Raw genomic sequence first — 12,834 nt, forward strand, 5'->3', positions numbered from 1 at the left:
CGCTCAGACTACTCACCCCACTCGGTGGGCAGGCGCAGCTTCCTCGCAGGTCTCCCTGGCGTGACTGACCGCAGTCGATTCAGGTGCTGGACTTGAGGCTGCCTTGGTGGGAACCATCGAACCGGAGATCGAAGATGTCTCTGTGAAGCCCAAGTGAGAGCATGCGAGCATGGACGTGATCGCGTTGGCGCGGCAGGCGAAGCACCGGTTGTGGGTATTGAGAAAGAGATGGCGGCGAGCGAGAAGACGTGTGCCCCTGCACCTCGCCACGGCATTCGGCCCCCTCTGGAGCCGTCTTCATCCATACCGATTCGACCCGAACCGGTATCTGGGGGAGCGCACCAAGCGTTGGCCACACGATTTCTTGGCCGAAGAAGTCACTTCGCGTGGCGATCAGGAGGGGGCGCTCCCGCGTCGCGTCTTCGTCGTCTGGACGGGGACGAATGAGTTGACGCCAAATCGAGCCAGAAATTTGAGAGCGCTTCGGGACGTCATCGGCGTCCCGGTGGAGTTCATTACCCCTAAAAATCTGCGTGATTGGGTTGTTGACGATCATCCTCTGCATCCGGCATACAAGAACCTGTCGCTCGTGCACCAGTCCGACTATCTTCGCGCGTACCTTCTGCACCATTACGGCGGGGGTTATTGCGATCTGAAGCGTCCGTTGGCGTCGTGGGCCCCCGTTTTTGAAGCCATGCGGTCCCGGCCTGACGTGTGGCTCACGTCCTTTTCGGAAAGAAACGCGTTTGATCCGGCGCGCTTGAGCGGAAGGCTCGGGTTTGACGTGTCGATGAACTACACGCGGTTGGTGGGCTGCAGTGCGATGATCTGTCGCTCGGGCACCGCGTTCACGCGTGAATGGCTAAGCGAGGTAGAGCGCCGCCTCGATGTGCTCGAGCCTGAACTGGCGTTACATCCAGGAGGAATCCGCAACGAGGCTGCCGGATACCCGGTGTCATGGACGGACCTGCTGGGGAAGGTCTACCACCCCCTGCAGCTGAAGCACTTGGACCGCGTGCAAGCGGACGATCGCCTCCTTCTGGAGTTCCACGATTATCAGTGACTTGCGAGGACGAGGGGTCGGCCTAAGCCGTGCGCCACGCCTCACTGACGTCTCACTCCAGTCCTGGCTGCGACCAGGGAAAGTTCGTGATTTCGATCATGGCGCCCCTCGGAACCCAGCCCATGAACCGTGGGCCGAGCAGTAGCCTTCACGTCGCGGTAGGCGTCGCTGAGGTGATCGTCAGAAAGCCTGTCCAGGGCGAGCCAGCTGTGACTCGTGGCGCCGATCGGGTGATTGGCTAAATCCAAGGCCGCTGCTACGCGCCTGACTCTGTGGATTAGTTGTACTTCCGAGTATTAAGAGAAATCCAGTACATGCGGGTCGGCGGAAGTGGCTCCCTGGCCTCGCAATACCGTGGTTGGCATGGTCCAAGTGGCAAAGCGCTGCCTTCTAAGAGTCGCCTTGGCAGGATCAGCTTCGCTATCAACGAAGAACCGGCCATCGTTACGGATCGTCCAGACGCCTCACGCTCTGCGCGCGTGCCTTATGCTGTCCCGCGCCGAACGGGCCTTTTCGATTAACGCTTCGAGCTTTCCATAGCGTCTTGCCCAGTAAGTGGCCTGCTCCGTGGCTGCTTGGGCGATCGGCGACTGGTTCTGGCCAAGGAAGTATGCGACTTCGTAGTCACCGCACATTCCCTGTGCGATGGTAAGTGCGTGGTTGGGGTTCGCCTCCAGCATTACTTCACGCGTCGTGCGCATGACGTCAATCCCGGTATGGTTCTTCTTGTTGAGCGAGCTCGCCTTGATCCGGTAGTGCATAAGACTCGTCGGCACCCTCTGGGCGACCCCCCCGCGCTGCAGAAGCAACCGCACCCAGAACTCCCAGTCCTCGAAAATCTCGCGTGTCTGCTCGTGGAAGCCTCCGAGCATCTCCCAATCGCTCCGTCGGAACATGCTGGCAGCAGAAATGGTGCACTTTTTTGCCATGTCTGGGCCTGTGGTCTGTGGCGGGGGTATGACGAGCGAGTGCCCGCACTCGAACTCTTGGTAGGCGGCACATGCGATGGTTGTGTCCGGATGGAGCTGGAGTTGGAGTGCCAAAGGAGCGATATGCCCAGGGTCAAGGTAGTCGTCCGCCCCCATTGGCAGTACAAAATCGCCGGAGCCGGCGGCGATGGCTGAGTTGATGGCTGCTGCGGGGCCACGGTTCTCAGTCCGGATGAGGCGGACTCCTCGCAGCCCATCGAGTGCGCGGATGGTCTCGGGTCGCGTAGATCCGTCGTCGACTACGACCACTTCGACTGAGTCCTGGGCCAAAGCTGAATCCACCGCTCGCCGGACGTGCTCAGGCCTGTCATTGAAACACGGTATTGCGACGGTCGTCCTGCTCATGGAGACATTCTCTCATGACGGTCGGGCCGAGGGCTCCGCCGGTGAGCCTTCACTCACACGTACCCGGATGCTCTCTGGCGCAGCGTGATTGAATATCCTCCATGGTGAGCATTCTACGGCAGGCGAAGCATCAGGCGTTTGTGCTGTCCAAGCGGATCCGCTGGCTCTCGAGTGACGTGCGTCTGCGCATCGATGACAAGCGATGGGCACGCGCGCAGGTGAGGAAGCCTTTCGTTTACAACCCGGTCTACTATCCTCACACCTTCCTGTTGCGCCAAAGCATGCCCTTGGAAGATGTCCGACCCGTACCCAATAAGCTATGGGTCATTTGGCTCGGGGATGGAATGTCTCCAGCGTGGAAGCGCTCATTGGAGACCCTCCAGAAGCAACCGGGGCTTGACGTCCAACTGATCACGAGCTTCTCGGATGGGCTCATCGCTGGGCATCCGCCTCATCCAGCGTGCGCGGATCTCAACGTCATGCATCAGTCGGACTACCTGAGGGCCTACTTGATGCATCATGTGGGAGGGGTCTACGTCGACGTGAAACCGGTCCAGTCTCGACTGGCCGAGGTTGTCGATCGGCTGAATCAGAATAGCAACGCATGGGTTGCGGGCTATCGAGAAGTCACCTCCAACTATACGCCAGACTTGCCCCACAATCTAGGTGACCATATTCGCAGGAATTATCGGGCGGTGATGGGGCCCAGTGCGTTTGCGTGCCGGCCAGGGTCACCTTTCACCGGGGAGTGGATGCGGGAGCTCAATGCAAGGCTGGATTACTACGCGGGCGCGCTGCGTGAAGCTGGGTGCGGCAGCGGGAATGCCTACGATCGTCCTCCCAACTATCCCATCCGATGGAGTGAGATCCTCGGCGACATCATCCAGCCGCTGAGTATGAAGTACCAGTCCCACATGCTCTTCACCGACGACATCAAGCCGCAGTTGCACAACTACCGCTAGGTTCTGGCGCTGGCCAGGAGGGCCCGTTGGAGTGGGCTTCAACTAGACTCATGACGATCCGTGTGGGTCGGCTAGTCGGAGGAAGGTGCAGATGGCCAAGATCGTCATGAAGTTCGGTGGTTCTTCGGTGGCGGACGCCGAGTCGATCAAGCGGGTCGCCCGTCGCGTCATGCGCGCGAAGCAGGCCGGCAACGACGTCGTCATCGTCATCTCCGCCATGGGGGACACCACCGACGACCTCATGGACCTCGCCCTCCGCGTCTCCCCGCAGCCCGCGCCGCGCGAGCTTGACATGCTCCTCACCACTGGCGAGCGCCAGTCCGCCGCTCTCCTGGCCATGGCGCTCAGCGACTTGGGTCACGAGGCCCGCAGCTACACGGGCTCCCAGGCCGGCGTCATCACCACCAGCGCGCACGGCAACGCTCGCATCATCGACATCACGCCCGGTCGCGTCGAGAAGTCCTTGGACGAAGGAGCCATTGTCATCGTCGCTGGCTTCCAGGGAGTCGCGCAGGACACGAAGGACGTGACCACGCTGGGTCGCGGAGCGTCCGACACCACTGCCGTCGCACTCGCCGCCGCCCTCAACTCCGACTTCTGCGAGATCTACTCCGATGTGGATGGCGTCTTCACTGCCGACCCCCGCATCGTTCCCGGCGCCCGCCAGATCCCCGAGATCACCTACGAGGAGATGCTGGAGATGGCTGCCAACGGCGCCAAGATCCTCCACCTGCGCTGTGTCGAATACGCTCGACGGGAGAACGTTCCGGTGCACGTGCGCTCCTCCTTCTCCGAGAAGCCGGGCACCTGGGTCAAGGACATCAACGACATGGAAGGAACGGCCATGGAGCAGGCCATCATCTCCGGCATCGCACACGACCGCAGCGAGGCCAAGATCACTGTCGTGGGCGTCCCCGACGAAGCAGGTCGAGCGGCCCACATCTTCGAGACCATTGCCGGTGCCGACGTCAACATCGACATGATCGTGCAAAACGTCCCGGAGGTTGGCACCAACCGCACCGACATCTCCTTCACCCTCCCCATGACCGACGGCAAGAAGGCGATCGATGCCCTGCGTGCGGTGCAGGCCGAGATCGGTTTCGAGGACTTGCTCTACAACGACCAGATCGGCAAGGTCTCGGTGGTGGGCGTCGGGATGCGCTCCCACCCAGGCGTCACCGCCAAGTTCTTCAACGCCCTCGCCGGTGCCGGCATCAACATCGGCATGATCTCCACCTCCGAGATCCGCATCTCGGTGGTCGTGCCCGCTGAGGACGTCGACGATGCCGTTCGCGCCGCCCACACCGCCTTCGGCCTTGACGCCGAGGGTCAGGCGGTCGTCTACGCGGGGACGGGACGCTGACCGAGAACAAGGGACGCCCCGAGTCCGCCTCAAGGCAGTCCAACCCGTTCGACTCGGTCTGGTTCGACCTGTACAACCCTGCCGGAGGCTTCAACCCGCCGCCGCAGGAGGGAATGGCGACCCAGTACCACCCTCGTCCGCAGGCCAGCGATCCGCTGAGGGGACGCCCACCGGCGGCGCTGCGTCCGCAGCCTTCGTCCGGCGATTGGTCTGTGCTCCACCCACCTACGGCCACGCCACAGCCCGAGCCGAGCGAGGACCCCCAGGAGAACACGCTCTACGTCCCCCTCCATGACTTCTTCGGCGGTCGCCCGCCCGAGGATGATCCGGTTCTCGGGCCCTGGCGCGGGGAGGACGCCGACCCCTCCCAGCAGGAGACCACCGTCCTGCGGCGGGTGGAACCGGCTGCGCACACCGCCCCAGCCGAGCCGCAGGTGGTCGGGCCGACCGGCCCGACCGAATCCGGCGGTGAAACGCGCGGGCTGGTCCGCAGCTCGGCAGTCATGGCCGCAGGCACGATGGTTTCCCGGGTGCTCGGCATGGTTCGCACCGCGCTGATCGCCGCAGTGTTTGGTACTTCGCTGGCGGGCGATGCCTTCCAGATCGCGAACACGCTGCCGAACTATGTCTACATCCTGCTCTCGGCCGGCGTGTTGAACGCTGTCCTGGTGCCGCAGATCACCAAGGCGCTCAAGCGTGAGGATGGCGGGAAGGACTTCGTCGACCGCCTCGTCACGGCCGCCATCGGGGCCGTGGTGGTCGTCGCGATCCTCGCCACTCTTGCAGCGCCGCTGCTGGTCAAGCTCACCTCGGACCTGCCGCCGGACAGCCAGGGCGTGGCGATCTTCTTCGCCTACCTCTGCCTCCCTCAGATCGCCTTCTACGGCCTGTACACGCTGCTCGGCCAGGTGCTGAACGCACGGGGCCAGTTTGCTGCGTTCATGTGGGCTCCGGCGCTGGCCAACATCGTCCAGATCACCGGGCTGGTGTGGGTGCTGGTGGCGTGGGGCAAGGCTGGCCAACTCGCTGCGCCGCCCGCCACTCTGCTCTGGATCGTGGGCGTCTCGTCAACATTGGGCATCGCCGTACAGGGGCTGTCACTGGTCTACCCGCTCATCAAGGGCGGCTTCCGATGGACGCCCCGTTTCGACCTGCGTGGGCACGGCTTGGGGCAGGCGTCAAAGATCCTGGGCTGGACCTTCGCCGCTCTGGTCATCGCCCAGATCGGCGGCTTCATCGTCCAGCGGATCATGACGGCCATTCGAGGCAATGACCTCAACGTTCCCTCGGTGCTGGCCCGCGACCAGGCCTTCCAGATCTTCATGCTGCCGCACTCGTTCGTGACGGTGTCAATCCTGACGGCCCTGTACCCGGCGTTCAGCCGAGCGTTCCAGGACGGCGACGACAACCGCATGCGCCAGTTGATGACCCGCTCGCTGACGATGCCAGCGGTGGCAGTGATCCCCATGAGCGCCGCGATGATCGCCCTCAGCTACCCGATCGTGCGGGTGCTGCTGCCGGGGTCTGGCACCAACCATGCTGCCGTTGCCTGGATCCTTTCAGCAATGGCGCTGGGCACGATGGCGTTCGGAGTCACCACCCTGCAGCAGCGATTCTGCTTTGCCCGAGAAGATGGGCGCACCAACCTGTGGCTCCAGGCGCTGCTCACCGGGGTGCAAATCGCCATTGCTTTCACTGCCTTCCTTGTGCCCAAGGAATGGGCGGTTTTCACCATCGCGCTGGGTCAGACCATCGCGAACACGGTCGCCGCGGTCGCCTTCGTCCTCGTGGCGCGCAAGCAGATGGGCGGCTACGACCTGCGCCCGGTGATCAACCTCTACGTCAAGGTCGGTCTCTGCTCGCTTCTTGCCGCACTCGCGGGCGGGGTCGTGGTGTGGGCTCTCGGACTGGTCGGTGGGGGACTAGTGGTCGCGCTGCTGCAGCTGATGATCGGGGGTGGGCTTTTCCTGGTGGTGGCCTGGTTCACCCTTCGTCGGGCTGGCATTCCCGAGGTGGACGAGCTCCTGGCTCCAGTGCTGCGCCGTTTCGGACGCGCCTGAGTCCCTGCTCCTGCCGCCTGGGCTAGCCTCTTTCCATGAATCTCGAGAAGGTGGTCTTCTCCTTCGTGGTGTTGCTGGCCGGCACCCTGAACTTCGGTTTCTTCGTCGGTGACCTGGGTGACGTGAACCTCCACAGCCCATGGGAGTTGTACTCAGCAGTTGTCGTGAACATCATCGCTCTGGTGCTGAAGTTCGGCGACCGGACCCAGATCGGCGCCACCCATCTGGCGACCTCTCTGGTGGCCTCCCTGCAGCTCGTGGGCGCTGCCGCCTTCCTGATCTACTGGTCGGCCCAGTCCACACCGTTGGAGCCCGCCGAGATCTCCACGGTCGTCTCGCTCTCGGGTGGGGCCCTGCTGGCCAACGTGGTCTCGATCATCCTGCTCGTCATCGAGACAATCTCCTTCCAGCGCCGCTGAGGGCCGCATGGCCAACCCGCTGCTCCTGCTCCTGAGCCAGTCGCGCTATCGTCGTCGACGCGGACGCCTGCCCGTGCCGGTGCCGTACGAGACCCCCACATCCGATGCGATCTTCGTCATGTTGCGGCGCCTTCGGAAGCCGCTGGTGGTGCTGGTCATGATCCTCGTCGGCGCCTCGGTGGGCCTGTCCCAGATCCCCGGGACGGATGGCAGCAGGCTCACACTTTTCGAGTCGTTCTACTTCATGACCTACACCGCGGCCACCATCGGCTACGGCGAGATCGTGCAGCTGTCCACCGCCCAACGGATGTGGACGACCTTGGCGATCTACGTCACCGTGTTGGGCTGGGCCTACGCGATCGGCACCGCACTCACCCTCCTTCAGGACCCCACCGTGCGGGACGCCTTCGCCACCCACCGCTTCGCCCGCCACGTTCGTGGACTGCGCGAAGAGTTCATCATCGTCGTCGGGTACGGCAAAACCGGCCGCCAGGTGGTGCTGGGGCTCGATGCCCATGGGCGACGAGTCGTCGTGGTTGACGAGGACGAGAACGCCATCAATCGCCTCGAGACCGAGAGCCTCTTTGCAGACGTCCCGGGCCTGTCCGCTGATGGGGGAATGCCGGGCGTCCTCGGCTTGGCCGGGCTCGGTAGCCCATTGTGTGCCGGCGTCCTCGCGCTCACCAACGATGACGACACGAATCTCGCGGTCGTCATGGCGGCCTCACTCCTGCGCGACGAGGTTCCCGTCATTGCGCGGGCGCACCACCGCGTCACTGCGGAGCGGATGCGAGCGTTCGACACCGGCGCTGTGATCGAGCCGTCGGACAAGTTCGGAAGCTATTTGATGCTGGCCATGCAGCGTCCCGCCACCTACGAACTGGTCACCACGCTGATGGCGGACGAGCGCCCCACCACGACGCTCGTTCCCCACATCCCCACAGATGGCCGCTGGGTTGTCGCCGGGGAAGGCCCATTCACGGACGAGGTCTGCCGCGATCTTCGCGCAGCGGGCCTTGAGGTGGACGTCGTGGACCCGAGGCGGGATCACCCGGATGTGTCAGGCGCTGTGGGCTTCATCGCGGGAAGCGATACCGACACCGTGAACGTCGCCCTCGCCGAGCAGGCGCGTGACGACAACCCGGATCTCTTCGTGGCGGTCCGACAGCACTCGTACGCCTACCGAGCCCTTCTCGAAGCCATGCAGGTTGACGCTGTCTATTGCGCCAGCGATCTGATGGCCAATGAGGTGCTCGGTCGCATGGTGACCCCCCTGCTGTGGGAGTTCGTCGAGTACGCGATTCAGCAAGATGAAGCGTGGGCATCCGGACTCAATAGGCGCCTCAGAGCATGCTGGGGAGACCAGGCTCCCATGCGACGGGCCTTCACCCTTGACCGATCCGGGGCTCCGGCGGCTGTTCGCTGGATGCAGCATTCACCGTTGACGGTGGGAGATCTGGGGAAGCATCCAGAGGACCGCGATTCCCCGCTGGGGGCAGTGGTTCTGATGATCATCCGGAGCAACGAACGCATCTTCGCGCCCGAGGACGAGGTCGCGCTCAAGCGCAATGATCGTCTGCTGGTGGCGGGAACGCGGCGGGCGCTCGACGAACAATGCCAGATCCTCGACTACGACTCGGTGGTCGAATACGTTTCCACTGGGCGAAGTGTTCCGGACGGGTGGCTGTGGCGGCGTTTGACGCGCAGTAGAGGACGCAGCGACGCCCACACCGAGAGCCTTCGCCGTCGCTGACGTCATGAGCTTGGCCGGGGGTTGTCGAGTCGCAGGGAGCCCAGTTCCACGAGGCGAGCAAACTCCGGTTCTTGGTGCCGCAGCTCCGCCATCGTGCCACGTCCCTTCAGGCGGCCGTGCGAGAAGAACAGAATCTCGTCTGCATGCTGCACTGTTGAGAGTCGATGGGCGATCACGATGACAGTGATCTGGCCATGCAATGACTTGATGGTCTCGGTGATCTCGTGCTCGGTCTGATTGTCGAGGGCACTGGTGGCCTCGTCGAGGATGAGGACCGAGGGTCTCGCATAGAGGGCGCGCGCAATTCCGACGCGCTGGACCTGGCCGCCGGACAGTCGGGCGCCGCCCTCACCGATGCGGGTTTCCAGGCCGTGAGGCAGAGAGGCAACCACCTGGGCGAGGCCTGCACGCCGGACGGTTTCGTGGAGATGCGTCTCATCGACCGTCTCAGGAGATTCACCGAAGGTGATGAGGTCGCGAAGTGAGGCATCCCACACGTAGACCTTTTGTGAGACGACGGCGACATTGGCCAGCCATGAGCGGGGGTGCTCCGTGATGTCGACCCCATGCACGGTGATGGAGCCGGTGGTGGGTTCGAAAAGCCCGGAGAGGATGTCGGCGAAGGTTGTCTTTCCAGCGCCCGATGAGCCCACCAGCGCCACCGTGCTACCGGCCTCAATGCGCACGTCCACTCCGGACAGAACATCGGAGCCTCCATCCGGGAAACGAAAACTCAGGTCCTTGACCACGATGTCATCCGGCGGAATTTGGACGATCACTTCCCCAGTGCTTCGCGCGAGGCCCATGTCCACGCTGAGCTCGTGAACTTCCTTGCACACCAGTTCCAGTGAGGAGCGCCCCGCGCGAACCCCGTTGAGGGTGGCGACCAGTCGATTCAGGGCGGGGACGATACGGATTGTCGCAGCTGCGAACATCGCCAGCATGCCAAAAGCCGTGGATTCGTCGTGTGTCAGGAAGAGGACGACAGCGATGAGGATGATCCCCAGGATCATGACGACCTCGAAGATGTACTTGGGAAGTTCGCCCAGAATCACGCTGTCCCGGTTGAGGGATGCGGCGTTCTGTCGATTCTCGTCGTAGGCCTCCGTGAAGAGCTGCTGCTTCCCGAAGATGCGACTCTCCCGGAACCCCTCGATGGCCGGATTGACGTAGCCCCACGCAGCCGTGTTCAGCTCCAGGCTTCGCAGCGCCACCCGTAGGGCCCACGGCTTGAGGACCCTGGCGACGAGGAGAGCAGCACCACCGAAGACCGCCAGGGCGGCCACCGATGCGAGGGGTGCGATGAGAAGGAGGGTGAGAAACAACATCACCATGGTGAGACCGTCAACCAGAATTGTGATGTACCCCAGGAGTACCGACCCGAAGGAGGTGGGAACAGCGGAAGTCACCACCTGGAGAATGGTTGCCTTGGAGCGCATTCGGTGCGCCAAGTAGGGGCTCGCCACATATCGACGGAGCATCTCACTCTGCGCGGCCGCCGACGCCTTCTGCGTCACGCCGATGCTCCACCAGCGCAGCACGATGGTCAGCAGGTTCTTGATGATGAAGGCCAGACCGACCCCAGTCGCCAGAACCAGCAATAGCTCCTGCCGGTCGGACGTGCGAACCATGGGGACCAAGTAGCGCTGAACCAGGGGCGGAACGTCTTGTGTCGTGAGCATCTGGGTCAGAGGCAACATGGCGCCCACGGCAAAGATGTCCAGTGCAGCCACGAGCGCTGTCGCCACGACCAGCATGACCACCCTGCGGCGCATCGGCCAGGGGACCAGCGTGAACAACGTGCGGAGCAGCTGCGAGTCCTGTCTCAGCTCGGTAGCAGCGCCTTGGCGTCTCCTCGACACGAATCACCTTTCATTGACGTGTGAAGCTGGAACCGGGTGAGGCCGAACGGGCCTCAACTGTCAGCTGCCCTTGACGTACTCGGCCATCGTGTCCGTGCGCAGAGCCGCGGACATCTTCTTCAACTTGTCCCAGTCAGGCGAGACGTACCATTGCCCGTCCCTGCTCGTGCCAAAGGGCCCGATGGGCGCCTGAAGCGACTCGATCTGCTGGCTGCTGGTGATCCGCATCTGGGTACCAAGGTCAAAGATCTTCTTGTTGGTCAGTCCGGGATCCACAGTGAAATTGGGCCCCAGCGTGGTGATCGCGTCGCGGAACTTCTGCGGGTCCGCAAGAGTGCCCTTCGACAGGAGCTTCTCGATCACCGCCTTGATGACGTCCCGCTGCCGCTCGGCTCGATCGAAGTCGCCGTTGGGCAGGTCGTATCGGTTCCGGACAAAGAGCAGCCCCTTGGCGCCGTCCAATTCCACCATCCCCTTGGGGAAGTGGACGCCGTCGATGGTGGAGTCGTATCGGTTGTAGACGGACACTCCGCCCAAGGAGTCGATCACCTTCATGAAGCCGTCGAAGTTGAGCCAGACGGTGTGGTCGATCCGAACATCGGTGAGCTCCTCCACCGTCCTCACAGCCAGAGGCGGCCCACCCCATGAATACGCTGCATTGATCTTTGCGGTTCCGTGGCCAGGGATCGGTACCCAGTAGTCACGCGGAATCGAGGTCAGGTACATGCCCTTCCGGTTGCCCGGGATGTGCAGGACCATGAGCACGTCGGAACGTCCACGCTCATTGGGCGTGCGCGCATCGGCTCCCATCAGGAGAATGTTGAGCGGCGCATATTTCTCGCCCTCTTTGACCTGCGTCTCGTCCGGCCGTCCGCTGTACACCGGGGGGGCCAACTTCTGCTCTCTCTTGACGGAGTTCATCCCGTCCACGATCGACTTCCCGTACCAACCCGCCACAACGGCCAGCCCTGCAAGGATTGCGCCCAAAACGACCAGGATCGTGAGCAGTAGCCAACGGTCACGGAGACGCTTGCGTGGCTTGATGCCGCGTTGAGGAGGTGGGGCTGAGGTGGCCTCGGCTTCCTCCTTGAAAAGGCTCAAGTCGTCATTGCTCATGGGACAGATCTCCCTAGCTCGGAACGCTGTATTCGATCCAGTATCTCACCGAGCATGGCATCGAGCCTGGCCGCGCACTCGGCGGCGGCCTGGTCTCCTCGTCCGAAGGGATCCCTGATCGAGTCTCCTGATTGTCTGGTGCGATTCCTCCACAGGTGCTCCGTGGCTGCGCTGAGGGGGACCTCCAACGGCATCGTGCGCATCTCGCGCGCCACCTGCCCGATCAGGAAGGTGCGGCGAGCCAGGACCGGCCACTCATCCAGCACGTACTCGCGGTGGCGCTCCGACATGGCGATGATCAGGTCGGCCCGTTCCGCGATCCCTTGGGTGAGCTGTCTCGCGCGGTGCCCAGCCCAGTCGACGCCTCGTGGCAGTCGTGCCGCCATCGGTGGATCGATCGGGTGCCCCACCAATGCGTGGGTCCCCGCTGAGGTGAACTGAGCTCCAGAGATCCCCGAGGAGTTGGCAAGGAGATCCGCGTAGGCAGAACGACAGATGTTGGCGGTGCACACGAAGAGGACTTGGAGTGGCCGCGTGCCGCGACCTGAACGCGGTCTGGGCGGTGTTGCCGCTGACCGCGGGTAATCTCCCTCGAACCGACGAGGCGATATGTGGTCTGCCGGCATCCGGTTGTCATGGTTGGGGCTCTCCGTCATGGTGCACTCCCTCCAGAGTCACGATGCCCATGGTGTGTAGCTGGTCCAGGAAATCCACGACGCCCGTGACCGCTTCTTCGGCCTCCGCCGGCCAGCGCTCCCGGGCCTGGACGAGCGGGTCCACATGTTCGGCAACATCGTGGAAGATGACTGCGGCGACCTCATCAAGAACGACGATCTCGCCATCGGGCAGGTTCATGGCATGGATCCTCCCGGACCCATCCTCGAGCCAGGCCACATTGGGGT

General features: G+C 63.2%; 11 protein-coding genes. 6 read left to right on the forward strand and 5 right to left on the reverse strand.

Features of this window, described 5'->3' with window-relative positions; translation table 11 throughout:
• The first annotated feature begins 169 nt into the window (after positions 1 to 169).
• Positions 170 to 1,063, forward strand: coding sequence for a glycosyltransferase (locus M3G03_RS01630; RefSeq protein ID WP_259807601.1), 894 nt, complete (start codon positions 170 to 172; stop codon positions 1,061 to 1,063).
• A gap of 464 nt (positions 1,064 to 1,527) precedes the next feature.
• On the opposite strand, the gene M3G03_RS01635 is transcribed toward M3G03_RS01630, so the two are convergent.
• Positions 1,528 to 2,397 carry a glycosyltransferase family A protein gene (locus tag M3G03_RS01635; protein ID WP_259807602.1) on the reverse strand — a complete coding sequence of 290 codons (870 nt, stop codon included), beginning with the start codon at positions 2,395 to 2,397 and terminating at the stop codon, positions 1,528 to 1,530.
• A gap of 101 nt (positions 2,398 to 2,498) precedes the next feature.
• Here M3G03_RS01635 and M3G03_RS01640 point away from each other — a divergent pair, with 101 nt between their 5' ends.
• The 5 genes from M3G03_RS01640 (at position 2,499) to M3G03_RS01660 (ending at position 8,954) form a co-directional block, all read left to right on the forward strand.
• Complete coding sequence (locus tag M3G03_RS01640; RefSeq protein WP_259807606.1) at positions 2,499 to 3,359, forward strand: hypothetical protein; 861 nt, start codon at positions 2,499 to 2,501, stop codon at positions 3,357 to 3,359.
• A gap of 91 nt (positions 3,360 to 3,450) precedes the next feature.
• The gene (locus M3G03_RS01645; protein WP_259807607.1) at positions 3,451 to 4,722 is read left to right on the forward strand and encodes an aspartate kinase; all 1,272 of its coding nucleotides are present in this window, start codon (positions 3,451 to 3,453) and stop codon (positions 4,720 to 4,722) included.
• A 113-nt stretch (positions 4,723 to 4,835) separates the two neighbouring features.
• Positions 4,836 to 6,782, forward strand: coding sequence for a murein biosynthesis integral membrane protein MurJ (murJ, locus tag M3G03_RS01650; protein ID WP_259807610.1), 1,947 nt, complete (start codon positions 4,836 to 4,838; stop codon positions 6,780 to 6,782).
• A 35-nt stretch (positions 6,783 to 6,817) separates the two neighbouring features.
• Positions 6,818 to 7,201 carry a DUF6394 family protein gene (locus tag M3G03_RS01655; RefSeq protein ID WP_259807612.1) on the forward strand — a complete coding sequence of 128 codons (384 nt, stop codon included), beginning with the start codon at positions 6,818 to 6,820 and terminating at the stop codon, positions 7,199 to 7,201.
• 7 nt (positions 7,202 to 7,208) lie between these two features.
• Complete coding sequence (locus M3G03_RS01660; RefSeq protein WP_259807613.1) at positions 7,209 to 8,954, forward strand: potassium channel protein; 1,746 nt, start codon at positions 7,209 to 7,211, stop codon at positions 8,952 to 8,954.
• Positions 8,955 to 8,956: 2 nt separating this feature from the next.
• On the opposite strand, the gene M3G03_RS01665 is transcribed toward M3G03_RS01660, so the two are convergent.
• From M3G03_RS01665 to M3G03_RS01680, 4 genes are read right to left on the reverse strand one after another with little or no spacing between them, the layout of a single operon-like run.
• Positions 8,957 to 10,816: an ABC transporter ATP-binding protein gene (locus M3G03_RS01665; protein ID WP_259807615.1), complete on the reverse strand. Its 1,860-nt coding sequence runs from the start codon at positions 10,814 to 10,816 to the stop codon at positions 8,957 to 8,959.
• Positions 10,817 to 10,876: 60 nt separating this feature from the next.
• Complete coding sequence (locus M3G03_RS01670) at positions 10,877 to 11,932, reverse strand: LCP family protein (protein WP_259807617.1); 1,056 nt, start codon at positions 11,930 to 11,932, stop codon at positions 10,877 to 10,879.
• Complete coding sequence (locus M3G03_RS01675) at positions 11,929 to 12,588, reverse strand: hypothetical protein (RefSeq protein WP_311197437.1); 660 nt, start codon at positions 12,586 to 12,588, stop codon at positions 11,929 to 11,931. The genes M3G03_RS01670 and M3G03_RS01675 overlap by 4 nt, the downstream gene beginning before the upstream one ends.
• A complete protein-coding gene (locus M3G03_RS01680; protein ID WP_259807619.1) occupies positions 12,566 to 12,787 on the reverse strand; it encodes a PqqD family protein in 222 nt (73 codons plus the stop codon). Before M3G03_RS01680 ends, M3G03_RS01675 begins: the two co-directional genes overlap by 23 nt.
• Positions 12,788 to 12,834: the final 47 nt, after the last annotated feature.

Origin of the sequence: Aestuariimicrobium sp. p3-SID1156 (genome assembly GCF_025144225.1) — a bacterium.
In the GTDB taxonomy this organism is placed as follows: domain Bacteria; phylum Actinomycetota; class Actinomycetes; order Propionibacteriales; family Propionibacteriaceae; genus Aestuariimicrobium.